Genomic DNA, 18,221 nt, shown 5'->3' with positions numbered 1-18,221 from the left:
GACAAGTTCTTATCCATATCAGCTCCCATAAAACCCAAAATCCGCCGGGTCCGATGTATGCAGCTAAATCACTGAATTATCTAATTTAAGGGTGTGTCATGTTAAGACATTTGAGGCTTTTGGTTTTATTGGTATTAGTCCTCGGTCGCTTTGCCTGGGCGGTGACGCCAGAGAAAGTCGGCCTGCATCTGTCTTTTGAAGAAAGACTGGCGCTGACCTATGCACTGATGGCCCAAGGGGAAACTGCGGAAAATAAAGAGCAGATTCTGGCAAGAGCCAAAAACTATTTTTCCTCTGTTTATCAGACGGAAGTGGAAACAGTCAAAGTTCGCAATTTCGATGAATTCCTGAAACTTCATAAAGGTGAATGGCCCAACACTCACAGCGTGGCTTTGGATCTGGAAATGATCGAAGCCCGTGGTGCGAAAGCCATGCGCACGTACACTTCTGACAGTGCGCGGGTGCAAAAGCAGATTGAAACCTATCTTGAGTGGCAGCAGCAGAAACTAAAAGACATGGTCCCTCAGGATCAGCTGGAGCAAAAGTTGCCGATGGAGGCTGTAGCCGCGCAAGTGATGGCCTTGGCACAGAATCCTGAAGGTCAAAAGCTGGCGGAACGCTGGGTGCTGGCTGAAAGTGATGCGCTGTTAACTGAAAAGATGAAAGAACTGGATCGCGTGGGTGAAAAAATCGCGGAATCCAAGCTGGGTCAACAGCAGGACGCCACGATGAAGATCTTCCTGCAGACCATGTTCAGTGAGTATTTCAGACGTTTAAGCCCGGCTTCGAAAAAGTTGATCGTGTCTTCTTATCTGGGCAGCGATCTGAACATGCCGGAAATGAAAAAGTTTGAACTGATGGTTCAAAACAGCGGTCCGCAACTGCAAAAGCTGCTTCAGGTGGTCGCACGTCAGGCAGATCTGGGGCCGGATATGGTGGAAGTCTTCCGCGGTCTTGAAAACTCGGTGCGCCCGGTGCCTTGGTCGCAGGTGGAAAAGCTTTTGAACTCTGAAAATGGCAATTACAAGTTCACCTACTTTGAAAGAAAAGCCCTGGGCGTGGGGACGATGGCTCAGGTTCATCGTGCAAAAGTCATTATCGATGGGCAGCGCCGTGACGTGGTTGTGCGTTTTATCAAACCAGGGATTGCGGATCGTGTGGAAGAAGACAAACGCATTCTGATGGATGTGGCTGAAATTCTGGATTCAAACCCTGAATTCCGTAAAACGGGTGCTCCGAAACTGACACCGGTGGTGCAGGATATCACCGACACTGTTTTGGCTGAACTAAGTCAGGAAGACACCGTGGCCCGCCAGAAGCTTGCGGCGACTCGCTATGAAAAAATGGCGTTCATGAACACGCCAGACTATAAAAACGAAATCCAATTCCATGTGCCAAAAATTTATGACGGTAAAAAGGGTTCCAAGTTCATGGTGCAGGAACTGGTCATCGGTAAAAAACTGGATAAAGAAGTGGCCATGTACAAGGAAATTGCTCCGGACATGAAACGAGTGATCATCGAACAAATGGCCCGCGTCTGGGCGCAGGAAGTGATGTTTGGTGGTGGATTCTATCATTCGGACCTGCACCAGGGAAACTTCATGATCCAGGTGACCGAGCCTAAGATCATCGTCAACATTCTGGATTACGGAATGGGTGGGGTGATCACTCGGGACATGCAAACCCAAGTGATGCTGTTGGGCGCTGGCACTGAATTGTTGAATTCTGAAATCATGTCGCGTGCTTTCTGGAATATCGCTGACAAGGAAAAGAGCACGGTCACCCAAAGCCGCCTGCAGTTTATGATCGAGGCCAAGATGCACAATATCCGCCACGGTTATGAGCAGCCACTGACGATGGAAATGTGGACCGCTTGGGTGATGGATCTGGGACTTCGTCTGCCGTATGAGTTCGTCAGTCTGAATCGTGGTATCGTGATCGTCAATAAGCTGCTGGCGGATGCGGGCAGCGCCATGTCCATCAGCTCTTTGATGAAGAGTATGGCTATTAAAAATCCGGCCCGCGTTTACAAGGCCTTGGCGATCGAGGGCAAAATGTCCCACCGGGAGCTTGTGAAGCTCGGCTGGATTGAAATGAAAGACATGATCGGCCTGTCGCCGAAAGTTCTTCCGGTAAAAACGGCTTCGCCAGCGGCGGTGGTTCGTTGCGAAATGGTGTTCAACTAGGGGCTGCGGTTCGACAGTCCCTTAATTAATACTTTGAAATCGTCATTGAATTTGTTTGTTGTTGTTCCCGGCTCTTGATCACAATGGTGAAAATCAGGAGGGGAACGTTCATGGCTACAGCTATTGTCAAAGATGCGGGCAAAGCCGTCTTGGATAAAAGTAAAATTTGGAAAGTCATCGGGGCCTCCAGTGCCGGAACTCTGATTGAGTGGTATGACTTTTACATTTTCGGCAGTCTTGCCACTATTATCTCCGCTCAATTTTTCCCTAAAGGTCATGAAACCGTGGCATTGCTAAGCACCCTGGCCACGTTTGCCACGGGTTTTATAGTTCGTCCCTTCGGGGCTCTGGTATTTGGCCGGGTGGGCGATGTGGTGGGGCGTAAGTATGCGTTCATGGTGACGTTGTTGATTATGGGACTGGCGACCACCGCCATTGGTCTGCTGCCAGGGTACGAAACCATTGGGATTTTTGCGCCGATTCTGCTGTTGATTTTGCGATTGCTCCAGGGTCTGGCCCTGGGGGGCGAGTACGGGGGGGCAGCAACCTACGTGGCCGAGCACAGTCCTGATGGCAAGCGTGGATTCTATACCTCCTTCATCCAGACCACAGCGACTCTGGGGTTGTTTGTGTCCTTGGGTGTGATTTTACTCACCCGGCTGACTATGGGTGAAGAGGCTTTTAAAGACTGGGGTTGGCGTATTCCGTTCCTGTTGTCGGTGGTTCTTGTCCTGGTCTCTTATCTTATTCGCCGCCGGATGGAGGAATCGCCGGTCTTTGTGCAGATGAAGGCCGAAGGAAAATCCTCTAAAAGCCCGCTGCGTGACAGCTTTCTGCATCCGGAAAATCGTCGACTGGTGATACTGGCCTTGTTGGGTGCCACGGCCGGACAAGGGGTGGTGTGGTACACGGGGCAGTTCTATGCCCTCTATTATTTGCAGACGGTGCTGAAGGTGGACTTCGTGGTGGCCAACCAGATCATCGCGGTGGCGTTGTTGTTTGCGACGCCGTTCTTTATTGTCTTTGGTGGACTGTCGGACCGGATCGGGCGCAAGAACATCATGATGGCCGGTTGTTTGATAGCCGCACTGACGTATTATCCGATCTATCGCGCGATGGAGTTTTACTCTGGATGGAACCCCGCTGATCCTTTGGCTACGGCGGTGAATCCAAATGTCATGATGCTGACCTTGTTGGTCTTTATACAGGTTCTTTATGTGACAATGGTGTATGGGCCGATTGCCGCCTTTCTGGTCGAGCTTTTTCCGACACAAATTCGCTATACTTCGATGTCTCTTCCATATCATATCGGAAATGGGGTTTTCGGAGGACTGGTGCCATTCATTGGGACGGCAATTGTGGCGGCCACGGGGAACCATTTTGCCGGCTTGATTTATCCGATCGGAATTGCATTGATGACGTTTGTGATTGGAATGATCTTTATCAAAGAAGACCGGAACGTTCGCTGGCATTAACTGGACTTAAAGTCTCATTCTGATACTCACGTCGCTTTCTAATGTTACCGATATGTGATGTATGCACACGTTGGTAGGGTGGGAAGTGATCAAAAGTTTAAAGCAGATCAAAGCAGCAGCAGGCCTGTTGCTTTTTTCTATTTTGGTCTCTGCCTGTTCCGAGCGCACGCTGGAGATGGGGTTTTTAGACAAAACCATCAACGGCAAGGGCGAGTTCACCATCGACAACCTGAGCGGTGCGGGCACATTTGAATTGGCTTCCACCGATGATTCCGTTGCCTTGAGTATTTCCTGCGATCGCTCTATCGAAAAGATTGAAGCTGAAAACCCGCAGACAAAAATATGGCGTGACGTCACAGCCCTGGCAAGTGACGCGCAGGTGAACTGTGCCACCGAAGGCAAAGCTTCGTTCAAGTTGCCTTTGGAGTATATCTTCCCTTATTCAGCTCCGGCGGCCGCGGGGGATGTTGTTCACGACTTTCAAATCCGCTGGTATGTGAAAAATCTTGAAGGTGAGACCTACGTTTTTAATCGCACATTGTCCCTGGTGATCTTTGCCCCCAATGTCACCTTAAGCGCGGACAGCATTAATATCGTCAAGTTGGGTGATCAGAACTATGAGGTCAGTGGCACCTGCCAAATCGACGGCGGAGTGGTGAGTCTGACAGGTCCCTTTGACGGAGGATCGCAAAGTGCCAATTGTTCGGGTGGTGTCTTTGCCGTGGTCGTGACCTTGAAAAACAATTTAGCCGATGGTGTGACCAGTATTTCAGTCAACCATATGGCGACAGGGGCTTACCGGGTTTTTGGTTTTGAGCAGAAAGATGTTCTTGTCGATGTGACAGTTCCCGAGGTGGTGATCACATCGCCGACAGCCAATACCAAGTTCACCCAGTCTGCGGTCAACGCTGATGGAACGATCACTGTGCGCGGCACATGTTCTGAAGATTTATTGCCTGTAAAAGTTAATATTGATGCCGTTGTTCGCGATGTGACCTGTTCGTCCGTTCGCACTTTTGTTGCCGACGTGGCCGTCAGTAATGGCATGCCAGCAGTCCAGGCTATGCAGACGGATGCCGCGGGAAATCCCGGGTATGCTGCTGGGGTAAATATCATTGTGGATCTTGTGGGGCCTGGGGCCTTTACGATCACAGGGGTTCGCACGATGGCCGGAGCAGACGTGACGGCAGATGGATTCCTTCGCGACAAAGGCCCGGTGATTGATTTCACGATGCCGTCGGATTTTGATCATATCGAAGCATTTATAAAAGACAGTACTGGCACCACAACGATTTGTGAGCGCAGTATTGCAGCCTCGGCGGTGGATCTTTCTTCGTGTGTTTTGGCTCAAAGCACGACCTATACTATTTATGCTATGGCCGTCGATGTGAACGGCAATAAAACAGCTGCTTCGAATAATGGATTTATATTTACGACCCAGTTCCCGGTTCCGCAAATCACCCGGGTTTATGCTGCTTTTCCGGGGGCCCACTTTGGCAGTGGTACAACGGTCCTTGTTCGCGTCGAGTATGACCGTGAACTGAGGGTCGTTGGCGGAGTCATGCCAGGCATCGTCCTGAATACGGGAGTTTTGGTGACGGCGGTGTCGCTGCAAGCGGATCTTCGGACACTGCAATTCAGCTATGTGGTGTTACCAGGTAACTATGCTTTCCCTCTGGGAGTTAGTTCCACGACCTTCAGTGGTTGCACCGGTTGTCTGGTGGACAGGGCCAATGATGTTGTGCAGGCTTCAATGACTTTGCCGGCGGATGCGGGTGCCAATGGGCTTAAAGCATCCAACGTCAAAGTGGATGCTCTGGGGCCAAGTAATCCGCCATCATTCACTCTGGGTGCGGTCGCTCCATTGTACACAGAAGCACCTCTTGTGAATTTCACCTTCCCATCAGATCCTGATGTGTTGACGGCGGAACTTCGCCTGCAACAGCTGTCCAACGGCGCTATCCTTCGTGATTGGAGCGAGGTTGCAAGTCCGGTGAAATTCTCCTCTTTATCCACGCCTCTACAGCCGGGTTTGACTTATTCGCTGAGCCTGCGCCTGAAAGACCCGATGGGGAACTATAGCAGCACATTGACAAATAATTTTGTGGCGTTCTCGTGTCCGCCGGATTTTGTCTATGTTCATAATGCCGGCATCGTCGCAAGTCCGTTCTGTATAGGTCAATATGAAGCCAAGAACGATGGCTCCGCTCGCCCGCGCTTTATCGCGGATCATGTTCCTGAAAGTTTAAGTAATATGGGGGCGGTGTCGCGATGCAGTTCGTTGGGTGCAGGTTATGACCTGGTCACCAATAGTGAATGGCGGGCTGTGGCGGACCTGATTGCGAAACAGGCAGGAAACTGGGCCAGCGGCACTTATGGATCGGGGCTTTTGCATCGTGGGAACAATCAATCCGGCTCTCCAGTGTCAGCCACGGGCGGGGATGTCTGCGCGCCGAATACGGCTCTTTGTGCCAGCAATGCGTTAAGAAGAACACATTCGCTGCCTTATGGTCAGACCATCTGGGACTTTGCTGGTAATGCGATGGAAGCGATCAAAGACACCAATGGCATTAACTACAATCCGGCTTATGTGTACCCAGCGCAGAACACTGGTGACGCTCTGAATCTGGCATTTGGTACAACGGCCGTGACCTGCAGTGGTGTGGGCGGACCTGAGTATTGTGGTTTTGGTAAAATCGACTTCAGCAATTCAGCGGTGACGGGCGTTTGGCGCGGGGGCGGAACTGGAGATGGCAATTCTGCCGGGGTCTTTAGTGCCAAACGTGCTGCTGATGTTACATCGGTCCTGACCAACGGCGGATATCGCTGCGTTTATCATCCGTAATTGAGCTCTAATTCTTCAGAAAGCGCTTGCTCAGGATGTGGAATCTCCACGTCAAAAGAATTGAAGCAAAGATCAATCCCAGCAGCAGGCCAATCCAGATTCCCACAGGGCCCACGCCCAAATGGAATGCTAGCAGATATCCGCCTGGAAGACCCATCACCCAGTACGCAAAGAAAGCGATGATGCTGGGCCACTGGGTGTCGCTCATGCCGCGCAAAGCGCCGATCGCCACGGCTTGAATGCCGTCAAAGATCTCAAAGATCGCAACCACGATAAAGAATTTCGCTGCCCACGCAATCACGTCCTGATCGGTCACGTAGAAGGTCGGGAACCATTCGCGCAGGAAGAAGAAGCCCAGCGCACACAAGCTCATGTAAGCCGCACCCAGCTTGATCGCCGTAAAGCCTGCAAATCTTGCCAGGGAATAGTCGCCACGGCCCAGTTCATAGCCCACGCGGATGCTGGCGGCGATGCCAATACCCAAAGTGATCAGGAAGCTTGTGCTGGCAAGACTGATGGTGATCTGGTGCGCAGCCAAAGGTGTCGCGCCAAACCATCCCATCATCACGGCCGCCGCAGAAAAGGCACCCACTTCAAACAGATAGGTGAAGCCGTTGGGAAGCCCCAGGCGGATGATATTTTTAAGCAGATGATGGTCAAAGCGATGCACCCAGCGCTCGACAAGATACTTTTTAAAGTGCGGGTGAATGTGCACATAAGTAACCATGATCAAGGCCATCAGGCAGCGGGCGATCAGGGTAGCCCAGGCAGCCCCATTCAAACCCAGTTTTGGGAGACCATAAAGACCGTGAATCAAAACCCAGTTTCCGGTGATATTTAGGACCACACCAAAGATCATCACATACATGGCGACTTTGGTTTTTCCGATGCCATCGGTGAACTGTTTATAAGACTGGTAAAGCAGGCTTGGCAGCACAGACCAGATGGTGATCTCAAAAAAGGCGGCACCCATCTCCAGAACTTCATTGGTTTGCCCAAAGACCTTCAGGTTCGGCAGCAGGGCGTATAAAAGTCCGATGATGAAAGCGCTGATGGCCAGGGCAACGATGATACTATGGCGAAGCAGGACTCCGCCGTAGGGATAGTTTTCCTGACCCTGCATGCGCGCAAAAAGTGCTGTCACCGGCGCCAGCATTCCCAGGCCGAAAATTAAGAACACAATAAAGACACTTCCGGCAAATGCCGAAGCCCCCAGGGCCACCGAGCCCAGAGCTCCCACCATGATGGTGTCCGCCAGAGTGATCAGGTTTTGTCCAACCTGACCAATGACGATAGGCCCGGACAAACGGGCCAGCATTTTACTTTCGTGGATGAATTTAGACTGAGACAACTTCAACGATCTCCGGGAACAGTTCCTTCATGCGAACCTCGATACCCTCTTTCAGGGTGACCGTGGAGCTTGGGCAACCGGAGCACGCGCCTTTCATGTGAATGTAAAGCACGTTGTTTTCGTATTTATGGAAGACAATGTCGCCGCCATCCAGAGCCACTACCGGACGGATTTCGCGGTTTAGAACCGATTTGATGTTGCGAACCATCGGGCTGTCGTTTTCGTTGTCCTCTTCGGCTTCAACGAAAGTCACAACCACGGGCTCATCACGATCCAGGTGCTCCTGAATCAGGCCGCTCAGAGGGTGCGCCAAAAGCTCCCAGTCCACCCAGTCCTGCTTGGTAACAGTGATGAAGTCCGGGCCCACGTAAACGGAGCTGGTCCATGGGAAGCCGAAGATTTTGGCAGCCAATGGCGAACGTTCCGCCTCCTGAACGGTCGGGCAGTCAAAGCCCTGATCCGTGACCTTTTTGTGAAGCAAAAACTTCATCGTGGCAGGATTAGGGGTTGGTTCGAAGCTGACAGGCGTTTTTTCACTCGTATTCATACAGACCTCACAGGGACAACGAACATTATACCACAGCATGTTTTCTGCCAAGCGTGTTAATCGCAGAGACGCGCTTGATTAAACTTGAAAAACTTCATAAATTTACCCCGCTAATGCGAGCCCAGAAGACAAGCGGCTCGCTAATTTGAGTTTTCTTCATAGGTTATAGGAGATCTAGATGACGCCAAGAGTTAGAGAGATTTTGAGCTGGTACGGAGCTGATAATCCAGGGGTATTGACGAACCTGGCTCGCATGTTGAACCACGGTAAGTTGGCAGGCACCGGTAAATTGGTGATTTTGCCAGTGGATCAGGGCTTCGAACATGGACCTGCTCGCTCTTTTGCGAAAAATCCAGATGGCTATGACCCGGCTTACCACGTAGAGCTGGCTATTGAATCCGGTTGCAGCGCTTACGCGGCTCCACTGGGTGCGATTGAAGCTATCGCCCGTGACTATGCTGGTGAAATCCCGTTGATCCTGAAAATCAACAACTCGGATTCTCTTTATGCCAACAAGGCTCCGATCTCTGCGATGACGTCTTACATCGACGACGCTTTGAGACTGGGTTGCGTGGGTATCGGTTTCACGATCTATCCGGGTTCTGCAGAACGCAAAAACCAATACGAAGAAATCGCTCAGGCGGCACGCGCGGCTAAAGAAGCCGGTCTTGCGGTGATCATCTGGTCTTACCCTCGTGGTGAGCAGCTTTCCAAAGAAGGCGAAACTGGCATCGACGTGATCGCGTATGCGGCTCACATCGCGGCTCAGTTGGGCGCTCACATCATCAAAGTCAAACCTTCCTCTGCACACCTTGAACAGGCCGCAGCGAAAAAAGTTTACGAAGAACAAGGCATCAAAGTGTCCTCTCAGGTGGACCGCACTCGTCACATCGTTCAGTCCTGCTTCAACGGCAAACGCATCGTGATCTTCTCTGGCGGCGAAGCCAAGAGCACTGATGATTTGTTGAAAGAAGTGGGCGAACTGGCACAAGGTGGCGCCTTCGGTTCCATCATGGGCCGCAATGCCTTCCAACGTCCGAAAAAAGAAGCTCTGGAACTTTTGCACAAAGTAATGGAAGCCTTCGCAGGTAAAAAACTATAAGCGCTGGGCGCACAGAGTGGAGGGGCCCGCGGGCCCCGTAACTGGAGTAATTATGAGCATCAATGAAAATCCGCTAAGAGCCGAGAAGCGCAAAAAACTTCATGCGCTTCGTGAAAAAGGCATCAACCCGTATCCATACGTCTTTGAAAACAAGGCGAAGATCTCTGAAGTGACTGCGGAGCATGCTGCGACTTTGCAGGCGGGTGAAAAGAAGCCGGAATTTACCTATCGCATTGCTGGCCGTCTGATGACCCTGCGTATGATGGGGAAAGCGTCTTTCTTCAATCTTCAGGATCAGACGGGTTCCGTTCAGGTCTATGTAAAAACTGAGGAGCTGTCTGAACAGGACCGCATGGCATTCGAGCTGGTGGATCTGGGTGACATCGTCGGTATTGAGGGGTTTGTTTTCAAATCCCAAAAAGGTGAGTTTTCGATTTACGCAAAATCCTTCCAGATTCTGACGAAAACCATCGAGCCGTTGCCAGAGAAATTCCACGGCGTTCAGGACATCGAAATCAAGTATCGTCACAGACACCTGGATTTGATGACCGATGCGGATTCCCGCAAGGTGTTTGAAACTCGTTCCAAGATCATCAAAGAAGTACGTCGCTTCCTTGATGACCGTGGTTTTATGGAAGTGGAAACCCCGACATTGCAGCCGGTTTACGGCGGTGCTGCGGCGACTCCGTTCACCACACACCACAAAGCTTTGGACATGAAGCTTTACATGCGTATTTCCCCTGAACTTTATCTGAAACGCCTGATCGTGGGTGGTTTCGAGAAAGTTTACGAAATCAGCAAAAACTTCCGTAACGAAGGTATCGACCGCACTCACAACCCGGAATTTGCGTTGCTTGAGTTCTACGAGGCTTACACGGACTACAACTATCAGATGAAACAGTTCGAAGAACTGATCTCTTCTTTGGCCTTGAAAATCACCGGCAGCATGAAGGTGACTTATCAGGGTAAAGAGATCGACTTCACTCCTCCTTGGAGACGTCTGACGGTTCATGAAGGTGTTAAAGAATACGCGGGCATTGATCCGGACAAGGCAACTGATCAGGAAATCTTCCAGGCCATCCGTAAAAACGGTGGCGATATCGATGAGCCGGGTAAACGCGGCGAAATGATCATGGAACTGTTTGAACTGACAGCAGAGCAGCACCTGGTGCAGCCGACATTCGTGATGGATCACCCGGTGGAGATTTCTCCGCTGACGAAGATTCACCGTCGCGACAGCAGACTGGTTGAGCGTTTCGAACCGTTCGCAGCCTGCATGGAAATCGGCAATGCTTACTCTGAGCTGAACGATCCGGAAGATCAGTTGGCCCGTTTGAAAGAACAGGAAGCCAACCGTGCGAAGGACGAAGAAGCGCATCCGATGGATGAAGACTTCCTGCTGGCGATCGACGCTGGTATGCCGCCAACAGGTGGCGTGGGAATCGGTATCGAGCGTATCGTGATGTTGCTAACGGATAGACCAAGTATCCGTGACATCATCTTTTTCCCAACAATGCGTATTACAAAATAGTCTGCAAAAAGGGAGCGAAAGCTCCCTTTTGTTTTTTCAGGGGTATGTTATGAAGTTTGTTTTGATTGCAGCATTTGTGGTGCTTTCTGCGTGTCAGATGAAGCCGACGAAGGTGACTGTGCAAGAGCCGGTGATGGGTGAAAATGTCACGGCTGAACAATTGATTAAAGGCAAGACGGTCATCCTGGATGCTCGGCCGGCGTTTGAGTTTAATCTGGCGCATGTGCCGGGTTCTATCAATGTTCGTTGGGAGGACTTTTCTCAACAAAATCCCAAGTCCCGTGGTTTGTTGCAAAACGATCTGTTTGCGATTGCGCGCAGGCTTTCATTGGTTGGCGTAGATCCGTCCACGCCGGTGGTGGTGCTGGGCAAAGGTGCGCAAGGGGCTGGGGAAGAAGGCCGTGTGGCGTGGACGCTGAAAGTACTGGGTGTGAAAAACGTCTATACTCTGGTTCACACTTCTTATCGCGAAATGAACACGAATCCCAACCGTGAAGCGCCTCAGGTTCAAAACAAACCCTATTGGAAGCCGGAAGTGGCGGAAAACCTGGATACACCTTTGAAAGTGTTCAAGGCGGAGGTCACGCAAAATGAAAAGCCGGTGATCGTGCTGGATGTGCGTTCCGGACAGGAATATTCCCTGCGCAATCTTTCCACCGAAAAATCCGTGAAGGCGTCGGTGGTGAATATCGAATGGCGGGATTTCTTTGACGACAAAGGCCTTCCGTCCAAAAAGATTGAACGCGCTCTTTATGAAAAGAACATTGCTAAAGACAGCCGCATTCTGGTTGTCAGCAATCACGGTGTGCGCTCGGGGGCGGTGGTGTATGCTTTGAATTACCTGGGCTATAAAAAGGCCACCAACTTTGCCGGGGGCTATGAACAATGGAAGTAAACCCGCAGGAACTGATTCAGATTCTGAAAGACAAGATCACTCTGTATGAGCATCTTGGCATTGAGGTTAAAGAAATCGGTTCTTCGCGTGTGCACTTTCGTGTTTCGCTTGAGAAAAATAAAAACCATAAAGGCACAGCCTTTGGGGGCAGTCTGTATGCCTCCGCCGTTTTGGCAGCCTATGCTTTGGCTTTGGCAGGGTTAAAACAGCGGGGACTTGATACCGAAAACATCGTCATTGCCAAGGGTGAGATCCAGTATCTGCGCCCGGTGGAAACTGATTTTGATATTGTCAGCGAGTTTCCGTCTGAAGACGACGAAGAGGCTTTTTATCAGGAACTGCTGTCCAAAAAACGTGTTCGCGGCAAAATCCGCTCTCAAATACTGGGTGAGGGTGGTTCTTTAAAGGCTTCCTTGGTTGGCGATTTCGTCGTCAAGTTTTGAGCCAGAATCTCTAAAATTTCAGCTTTCTTGACGGGTTTTACCGCATAAGAATCACAGCCACTGCTGACGGCCCGTTGCAGGTCTTCCACCACGGCCGTCGCCGTCAGGGCGATGATCGGCGTGTGTGGAAGCTTGTTCATTTTTTCATAGTATCTGATCAGTTCCGTGGACTTGTAACCGGTCATGATGGGCATTTGCATGTCCATAAAGACCAGGTCGTATTTGCGTTCTTTGAATTTTTCAAAGGCCTCCTGTCCATTGACGGCTTCGTCGCAGTCAAAGGGCAGACTTTTCAGATAGTGAATCATCAGCACCCGGTTGTCTTCAGAGTCATCCACCAGAAGCAGTCGGAAGCGTTTGTCCGCTGGAAGCTGGCTCCAGACCATGGCGGGTTTGGCTTTTTTCTCGATGTTGCTGCTGAAGTCCGGTTGGTGCGGAAGTAAAATTTTGAAAGTGGTTCCGCGGCCGGCAAGGCTCTTCATCTCCATGGTGCCACCCATGATTTCGACCAGGTTTTTTGAGATGACCAGTCCCAGGCCCGTGCCTCCGTATTTTCGTGCGATAGTGGGATCACCTTGGGCGAAGGATGAAAACAGCTTGGATTGTCGTTCACGAGGGATGCCAATGCCGGTGTCCTGCACTTCGATCAGCAGTTGTTCGGGGGCATCTTTGGTCAGCTCCAGCTTTACCTTGACCGACCCCTCGTTGGTGAACTTCAGCGCATTTCCGATCAGGTTGAAAAGCACCTGGCGCAGCCGGGTGGGATCTCCCCATTGCAGCGGGGGCACATCTTTGGAAATGTGCAACTCAAAGTGCAGCCCCTGTTCTTCGGCCTTGATTTGCAGAATGTCGAAGACGCTGCGGACGGTGCTGTGAATATTGTAACTGACGTTTTCAACAGTCAGGGCTTTAGCTTCGATCTTTGAAAAGTCCAGCAGGTCATTGATCAGCGCTTTGAGGTTTTCACCGGCGTGGCTAAACAAGGTCAAATACCGTTCCTGGTCCTTGGAAAGCTGTGTTTCCCGCAGCAGCTCGAGCATTCCCAGAACAGAATTCAGCGGAGTTCGGATTTCATGGCTCATGCGTGCCAGGAACTCGGATTTGGCGCGAGAAGCCTCTTCGGCCTGGTCTTTGGCGGACTTCAGTTGTCCTTGTGTTTCATTCAGTTCGCGGATTTTTCCGGTCAGTGAAGTCACCGCCGACCCCGTGATCAGAGAGCAGAAACAAAGGGTCAGCAGCGTAGCTGGAGTTTGCACTTCCAGAAAGCTGTTGGACCAGGGCAGGTTGGCTATCTTGGGCAGAATGATATTCAGAAATACCACCCAGGTGTTGACCACCAACGCTGCATACATGCCGTACCAGGCTGCTGATAACAGCATCAGGATGCCATAGACATACCAGGTTTGGGGTATGTGAAATGAAAGGGCCAGCACCAGCATGCCTCCAAGCACCACGGCAAAAAGGGCTTTTTCTTTGCGAGTGACTACTTCCCAATGCGTGGGAGGAAGAGGCTTGACGGCGAACAATGAAAGGTTGCGCTTGCGCAGCCATGGGGAAATCAGGATCAATGCCGGGATGGTGAGAAAGATGGCACCGGTCAGGTCTCCGACCGTCGTGATCAGGGTGCTCCAGCCGAACAAAGACTTGTCCTGGATGCCAGTTAAAACAAAGAGCCCTTGAATGGCCACGGAGCAGATCAACGACGGGATCAGCAGCCCGTACACAAAATAGAGACTGATATTTTTTGGGCTGGGTTTCCAGGCGCTGACGTCTTTAAAACGCTCTCGCACCAGCACCCAGGAGAAAATCACCTCTAAAGTTTCCGGCAGGGCATAAAGGGGATAGAGCATCGGGCGGGGCAGTTCAAACAGTGAAATGGCAACCAAGGCATTTAAAAACACCGCAGCAAAAACGCGGGGACCCCACCACAGCGCCATGATCACGCCAAGGTTGATGGGGAAGTAGATCCAATAAATCCCCTGCGACACCTTGAAGGTGAGGCTTACGAAAGTGCCTCCCAGTAAAATGATAAACGGTAAGACCCAGGTCCACCACGGCAGTTGCTTTTGGTTCATGCAAACAGTTTAGGTGCAAAGGTGGATGGTGGCTAAAAGGGAAGACTGAAAATGCTAAAGGTCAATACGGGGTGCTTTATAGTATGTTTGACCAAAGCACAGGCCCACGGCACAGGCGTTAAAGTTGATGCAGCCACCTTCTTTTTGCACACGATAGATGTCATCTTCAAGAATGTCATCCATGCCGCGAGAAAGAATTCCGACAATTTCGCCTTGAGCATTGTACAGCGGAGACCCTGAACTGCCAGAGAACGTGTCCACCTGGACTTTGAAAGTGTGCATTTCTGGAATGTCAGAAAGCACGCGTGCGTAGTCCTTCTTCACCGGCAGTCCCAGGGGGTGGGACAGGCTTAAAAGAGTTTGATCGGCTTTCAGCAAAACCTCTTTGGCGATTTTTGCCGGGCGCACGCCGGGAACGGGGCGATCCAGTTCCAGGATGGCATAGTCGATGTTCTTTCTGATGTTTAAATCAAACTTCACGATGCTTTTGCAGTTGTAAATTTCAGAAGAAGGCAGCATCCCTTGGCGGGATTTCTCTTCGGTCCAACCAAAAATAAAGTGACTGTCGTTGCAGTCTTTCTGGTTTTCCACGCAGTGACCAGCCGTCAGTACCAGATTGGGGGCAATCAAAGTTCCTGAACAAAACCCCAAGGTCGGCTGAGTCAGAAATTTTTCATCCGGGCACAAGGGGTACAGCTGTTCCAGCGGTGTTGAGTTCAGTTTAACAACTGAATTTTGCGCCTGCGCCAGTCGGTAAGAATGAACCAACACGGCCGTGGCCTTGACCAGTTCTTTTTCCGGGGAAGAGGACGTGCTGACGTCTTCACGGGTGTCCCCGTTATAGATTGCGCCGGGAGCTTCTGTCTTGGATAAAGATTCAGGAGCCGAGCCCGTGCAGGCGGCCAAGGTCAGTGCAAGAAGGGCGCAGACAAGGGATCTCATTTTTTAGATCCTTTGGTGTTGGTCAGGCCGGCCACTTGTCCGTTGATGGCGATAAAGCCGTCCTCGTGAGGACCGCCTTTTTTCGGATTGATATGCAGCCAATGGATCACGGCCTTGTGTGGAGAGTATTTGTCGACGACAAAGTCACCGCAGGCGATGATACGGTCCCCAGGTTGGTATTCAGGAAGTTTGCCGTATTTCACGTTATAGATCACCTCAACGCGGTCATCGTCGGTGTTCAGGTTTTCATCCAGGTCCACTTCAAAGTGCACATGGCCCTGACGGTCTTCCATCAGGCGCACCAGGGTGCCGTCCACAAAGGCGCGGGCGGTGAACTTGTTTTCCATGAACTCGCGCCAGGTCAGTACCTGACTTTCGTTAAATTCCATACGGTCTTTGCGATCGAAACATTGAGGAATGCGATCGCCCGCAAATGCCGAACACGAGATCATAACAAGAAAGAAAATAAGCGATTTCATAGGTGCTGAATATAACAGGATTTTGGGGACGTTCTGATGACCATTTCCCCTCTGGAAAAGCTTTCAGGCGGTGTCTAAAGTTTGGCCGTTTTTGCTGGTGAACTTTTGGGCGAAAAACAATAAACGTCACTCTGTGGATTTCTTCACTTTTCCCTCTGAAAATCTGGTAAAACAGGGTACCAAAACCGCGAGGTGTGTGATGCTGAAGAAACTTTCTTTGACTGTATTGGCAGTGACGATGCTTGCGGCCTGTGGGCAGCAGAACACCGCGGAAGTGCTGGCGGATGACTCTCTCGGCGTCGTGGGCGGGGAAAAAGTTGAGCCAGGCAGCCGGATCATGCGCTCCACGGTGGGGCTTTATAATGAAGGTACTGGTGTGCTGTGCACCGGAACTTTGATCACAAAAGATCTGATTTTGACGGCGGCTCATTGTGTAATTCCAGGGTCCATGCATCAGCTGGTGTTCTTTACAGATGACATCAAGAAAATGAATGCGCACAATTCGCGCTACGCCATTAAGTCCCTCCGTCATGAAGACTACGAACGAAATCGTGGCCGCAAGCATGACACGGCTGACATCGCACTGGTCCGAATCAGGGGTGAATATCTTCCGGTCGGCTATGCTCCGGCACCGTTGTTTGCCGACTTCAAAGACCTGAAGGCGGGCGCCGAAGTTGTGGTGGCCGGTTATGGACTGAGTTGGACTCTGGGGGTAAAAAAAGGATCAGGAATTCTTCGCACCACAAAATTGAAAGTCGGTGTGGCCCAGTATGGACAAAATGAGATTCTGATCGATCAGTCCGCGAAAAAAGGTGTGTGCAGTGGGGACTCGGGTGGCCCGGCTTACATCGAGAAAAATGGCGAACTTCAATTGATGGGGGTCACCAGCCGGGGTGACACAGCGGCAACGCCGCTTTCGCCAAAGTGTTATGACTATTCCGTTTACTCGCGTGTGGATGCTTACCTTCCTTGGATCAAAAAGACCTCCGAGTTGTTGTTGAAGGATCGTTAAGCAGCCGCGTCGTGAAATCGAAATCGCGCTTCACATTGCCCAAATAAAACAGCTAGACTTAGGTGTTGAATTTTATCTACCACGAAGGGAATCGTGTATGGGCAGCATCGTATCATTCATCAATCAAAAAGGTGGCGTGGCAAAAACCACCACCGCAATCAACGTGGCATCTCAGTGGGCGAAAGAAGGCAAAAAAGTTCTTCTGGTCGACCTGGACCCTCAATCTTCCGCCACTCGCGCGATCTTTGGCGATGAAGACTTCGAAGACACAATCTATGACGTTATCACCGGTGAAGTGCAGGCGCAGGACGCGGTGGTATTTTCTGAATCCTTCGGCATTGATGTGATTCCGTCTGAAATCATGCTGAGCGGTATTGAAATCTCCATGTCCACGAAGTTTGGCCGTGAAAGCATCCTGAAAAGAGCCTTGGCAGAAATCAAAGAAGAATACGACATCGTTGTGATCGACTGTTCTCCGTCTTTGGGTCTTTTGACCGTGAATGCGTTGATTGCCTCCAAGGACATCGTGATTCCGATCTGTCCAGAGTACTTCTCGTTGATGGGCATTGATCTGATCCTTGAGACTTTGAAAAGCATCAAGAACGGTCTTGGTCACACCATCAACGTGCGTGGGATCATCATCTCCAAGTACCGCAACCGCCGTATTGTGGAAAAGGTCATCCAGGATCTTCGCACCAACTATTCCATCCCGGTGTTTAACAACTTTATTCCTGAATCCATCGCGGTTGAAGAAGCTCACCACAAGCATTTGCCAGTGAATGACTTCTCTCCGAAGAACCCGGCGGGCCTTGCTTTGGCAAGTCTTGCTCAGGAAATGTGGAATTGAAAAAGCACAACCCCTTGTTTCTAGATTCAACCCAGCCCGTTGGTGATAAACTGATCACCAACGTGGAGCTATTGGATGCGAGTCTGGCGCCAGGGGAATCGTTGTATCTTGAAGTGACAGACAGCTTCGGGGTGCAGCAAAAGTTTGCTCTTAAAACTGTGGCGACGAAAAAATCCGTGCGCCACAGTGCCGAGCTTTGGTTGAATCAAAATGAGCAGATCAAGTACCGATTCCTTCTGATCTCGGCCGGAGCCGAACTGCTGTCCACAGCAGAAAAGACGGCGCTAGCTGGCGGCGCCATCTCTGAAAAGTGGGACCCTGCCACGACTGTAAAGGCCTCTGCCGTGCCCAAGGCGAAGAAGGCAACACCCAAGGCACCCAAGTCCTCTGAAATCAAGAAAACCGCAACTATCAAATCCCAAGGCCTTCTGGGCACCGCTCAAGACTATCAGCAGATGAAGTTCCTGCTGGGTGAGCTGGAGTAGTCGTTT

At 51.0% G+C, this 18,221-nt stretch carries 15 protein-coding genes; 10 read left to right on the top strand and 5 right to left on the bottom strand.

Annotated features, from left to right (window positions below):
• Positions 1-98 precede the first annotated feature (98 nt).
• The 3 genes from BD_RS10725 (at position 99) to BD_RS10715 (ending at position 6,506) form a co-directional block, all read left to right on the top strand.
• Positions 99-2,186, top strand: a complete 2,088-nt coding sequence (locus BD_RS10725; RefSeq protein WP_011164766.1) for an AarF/ABC1/UbiB kinase family protein — start codon at positions 99-101, stop codon at positions 2,184-2,186.
• Positions 2,187-2,296: 110 nt separating this feature from the next.
• A complete protein-coding gene (locus tag BD_RS10720) occupies positions 2,297-3,661 on the top strand; it encodes an MFS transporter (RefSeq protein ID WP_011164765.1) in 1,365 nt (454 codons plus the stop codon).
• 85 nt (positions 3,662-3,746) lie between these two features.
• Entirely contained in the window at positions 3,747-6,506 is a 2,760-nt protein-coding gene (locus BD_RS10715) for a hypothetical protein (protein ID WP_157865696.1), read from the top strand.
• Between the two features lie 7 nt (positions 6,507-6,513).
• Here BD_RS10715 and BD_RS10710 read toward each other — a convergent pair whose 3' ends face one another.
• Together BD_RS10710 and BD_RS10705 are read right to left on the bottom strand one after the other, a co-directional pair.
• Positions 6,514-7,857, bottom strand: coding sequence for an MATE family efflux transporter (locus tag BD_RS10710; protein ID WP_231839135.1), 1,344 nt, complete (start codon positions 7,855-7,857; stop codon positions 6,514-6,516).
• Positions 7,844-8,404 (bottom strand): NifU family protein, encoded by a 561-nt coding sequence (locus BD_RS10705; protein ID WP_011164762.1) that lies wholly within the window; start codon positions 8,402-8,404, stop codon positions 7,844-7,846. Before BD_RS10705 ends, BD_RS10710 begins: the two co-directional genes overlap by 14 nt.
• A gap of 178 nt (positions 8,405-8,582) precedes the next feature.
• On the opposite strand from BD_RS10705, the gene BD_RS10700 reads away from it, so the two are divergent.
• The 4 genes from BD_RS10700 to BD_RS10685 are packed head-to-tail and all read left to right on the top strand — an operon-like array spanning position 8,583 to position 12,375.
• Complete coding sequence (locus BD_RS10700; RefSeq protein WP_011164761.1) at positions 8,583-9,506, top strand: class I fructose-bisphosphate aldolase; 924 nt, start codon at positions 8,583-8,585, stop codon at positions 9,504-9,506.
• Between the two features lie 52 nt (positions 9,507-9,558).
• Positions 9,559-11,037 carry a lysine--tRNA ligase gene (lysS, locus tag BD_RS10695; protein WP_041583566.1) on the top strand — a complete coding sequence of 493 codons (1,479 nt, stop codon included), beginning with the start codon at positions 9,559-9,561 and terminating at the stop codon, positions 11,035-11,037.
• Positions 11,038-11,086: 49 nt separating this feature from the next.
• The gene (locus tag BD_RS10690) at positions 11,087-11,932 is read left to right on the top strand and encodes a sulfurtransferase (protein ID WP_011164759.1); all 846 of its coding nucleotides are present in this window, start codon (positions 11,087-11,089) and stop codon (positions 11,930-11,932) included.
• Complete coding sequence (locus BD_RS10685) at positions 11,923-12,375, top strand: YiiD C-terminal domain-containing protein (protein ID WP_050792919.1); 453 nt, start codon at positions 11,923-11,925, stop codon at positions 12,373-12,375. The genes BD_RS10690 and BD_RS10685 overlap by 10 nt, the downstream gene beginning before the upstream one ends.
• On the opposite strand, the gene BD_RS10680 is transcribed toward BD_RS10685, so the two are convergent.
• Genes BD_RS10680 through BD_RS10670 form a run of 3 tightly spaced genes read right to left on the bottom strand, consistent with a single transcriptional unit; the run spans position 12,309 to position 15,871 of the window.
• Positions 12,309-14,450 (bottom strand): ATP-binding protein, encoded by a 2,142-nt coding sequence (locus tag BD_RS10680; RefSeq protein ID WP_011164758.1) that lies wholly within the window; start codon positions 14,448-14,450, stop codon positions 12,309-12,311. The two genes, BD_RS10685 and BD_RS10680, sit on opposite strands and share 67 nt — an antisense overlap.
• Before the next feature lie 54 nt (positions 14,451-14,504).
• The gene (locus BD_RS10675; protein WP_011164757.1) at positions 14,505-15,392 is read right to left on the bottom strand and encodes a trypsin-like serine peptidase; all 888 of its coding nucleotides are present in this window, start codon (positions 15,390-15,392) and stop codon (positions 14,505-14,507) included.
• Entirely contained in the window at positions 15,389-15,871 is a 483-nt protein-coding gene (locus BD_RS10670; protein ID WP_231839133.1) for a DUF3465 domain-containing protein, read from the bottom strand. Before BD_RS10670 ends, BD_RS10675 begins: the two co-directional genes overlap by 4 nt.
• A 199-nt stretch (positions 15,872-16,070) precedes the next feature.
• Here BD_RS10670 and BD_RS10665 point away from each other — a divergent pair, with 199 nt between their 5' ends.
• The 3 genes from BD_RS10665 to BD_RS10655 all read left to right on the top strand — a co-directional run bounded on the left by BD_RS10665 (position 16,071) and on the right by BD_RS10655 (position 18,215).
• Positions 16,071-16,883 (top strand): S1 family peptidase, encoded by an 813-nt coding sequence (locus tag BD_RS10665; protein WP_226988166.1) that lies wholly within the window; start codon positions 16,071-16,073, stop codon positions 16,881-16,883.
• Positions 16,884-16,980: 97 nt separating this feature from the next.
• Positions 16,981-17,730: a ParA family protein gene (locus tag BD_RS10660; protein WP_011164754.1), complete on the top strand. Its 750-nt coding sequence runs from the start codon at positions 16,981-16,983 to the stop codon at positions 17,728-17,730.
• Positions 17,721-18,215, top strand: coding sequence for a hypothetical protein (locus BD_RS10655; RefSeq protein ID WP_041583565.1), 495 nt, complete (start codon positions 17,721-17,723; stop codon positions 18,213-18,215). The genes BD_RS10660 and BD_RS10655 overlap by 10 nt, the downstream gene beginning before the upstream one ends.
• Positions 18,216-18,221: the final 6 nt, after the last annotated feature.

Source organism: Bdellovibrio bacteriovorus HD100 (genome assembly GCF_000196175.1).
In the GTDB taxonomy this organism is placed as follows: Bacteria; Bdellovibrionota; Bdellovibrionia; order Bdellovibrionales; family Bdellovibrionaceae; genus Bdellovibrio; species Bdellovibrio bacteriovorus.
This window is presented reverse-complemented; position numbering and strand designations above follow the sequence as displayed.

What these genes read in the sequence shown, in the direction of transcription:
- BD_RS10725 (WP_011164766.1), top strand. Translation starts at nt 99, where the DNA reads ATGTTAAGACATTTGAGGCTTTTGGTTTTATTGGTATTAGTCCTCGGT.
- BD_RS10720 (WP_011164765.1), top strand. Translation starts at nt 2,297, where the DNA reads ATGGCTACAGCTATTGTCAAAGATGCGGGCAAAGCCGTCTTGGATAAA.
- BD_RS10705 (WP_011164762.1), bottom strand. Translation starts at nt 8,404, where the DNA reads ATGAATACGAGTGAAAAAACGCCTGTCAGCTTCGAACCAACCCCTAAT.
- BD_RS10700 (WP_011164761.1), top strand. Translation starts at nt 8,583, where the DNA reads ATGACGCCAAGAGTTAGAGAGATTTTGAGCTGGTACGGAGCTGATAAT.
- lysS (WP_041583566.1), top strand. Translation starts at nt 9,559, where the DNA reads ATGAGCATCAATGAAAATCCGCTAAGAGCCGAGAAGCGCAAAAAACTT.
- BD_RS10690 (WP_011164759.1), top strand. Translation starts at nt 11,087, where the DNA reads ATGAAGTTTGTTTTGATTGCAGCATTTGTGGTGCTTTCTGCGTGTCAG.
- BD_RS10685 (WP_050792919.1), top strand. Translation starts at nt 11,923, where the DNA reads ATGGAAGTAAACCCGCAGGAACTGATTCAGATTCTGAAAGACAAGATC.
- BD_RS10680 (WP_011164758.1), bottom strand. Translation starts at nt 14,450, where the DNA reads ATGAACCAAAAGCAACTGCCGTGGTGGACCTGGGTCTTACCGTTTATC.
- BD_RS10675 (WP_011164757.1), bottom strand. Translation starts at nt 15,392, where the DNA reads ATGAGATCCCTTGTCTGCGCCCTTCTTGCACTGACCTTGGCCGCCTGC.
- BD_RS10670 (WP_231839133.1), bottom strand. Translation starts at nt 15,871, where the DNA reads ATGAAATCGCTTATTTTCTTTCTTGTTATGATCTCGTGTTCGGCATTT.
- BD_RS10665 (WP_226988166.1), top strand. Translation starts at nt 16,071, where the DNA reads ATGCTGAAGAAACTTTCTTTGACTGTATTGGCAGTGACGATGCTTGCG.
- BD_RS10660 (WP_011164754.1), top strand. Translation starts at nt 16,981, where the DNA reads ATGGGCAGCATCGTATCATTCATCAATCAAAAAGGTGGCGTGGCAAAA.